Source organism: Vibrio sp. 1401, assembly GCF_033340295.1.
Window position 1 is genome coordinate 1 of sequence record NZ_JAWOWF010000733.1, and the last position, 545, is coordinate 545.

1 pseudogene is annotated in these 545 nt (G+C 45.7%); it reads left to right on the forward strand.

Annotated features, from left to right (window positions below):
• A pseudogene (locus R7Z77_RS27850) lies at nt 1–545 on the forward strand (transcriptional regulator CadC); the annotation flags it as partial.

Consider the following 545-nt stretch of genomic DNA (forward strand, 5'->3'; position numbering starts at 1 on the left):
ATGCCAAATTAAAATCTACGATGCTGGTGGCGGGAATGCCCATGAATCCCGATGCCTTGGAATTGTTCGTGCAAGCTAACCATTATCTTAATGTCTCTGATGCCAAGCAGTTTCGCCAAGGCATCGATTTGATGGAAAATATTTTAGAAATCGAGCCAGATAATGCTTATGTTCAAGCTGAATTGCTGATTGCTTACCACGTGCAGAAAGTGCTCGATTCGTCTCTCGAACTAAAGAAAGGGCGAGTGCAACAACTCAGCGATGCGCTGGAAACCAACGTGAAAATGATGGTTGGGCCAATTCAACCTCGAATTTATGAAGCTTTGGCCCTACACGAAACCATCGCAGGTGACATGGCTTCAGCCAAGCAGCATCTTGGGCAAGCATTGAGGTTACGAGATTCGGTGCTGTCTTATGTGATTCGTGGTAAGCATGCTGAATTGGATGGTGATCTGGATTTGGCCAGTGAGTCTTACAGCGAAGCTTTTTATATTGATACGTCGGTTGAGACGTACCTGCTGTGCGAAAACTTGGTCTTCCCAAGT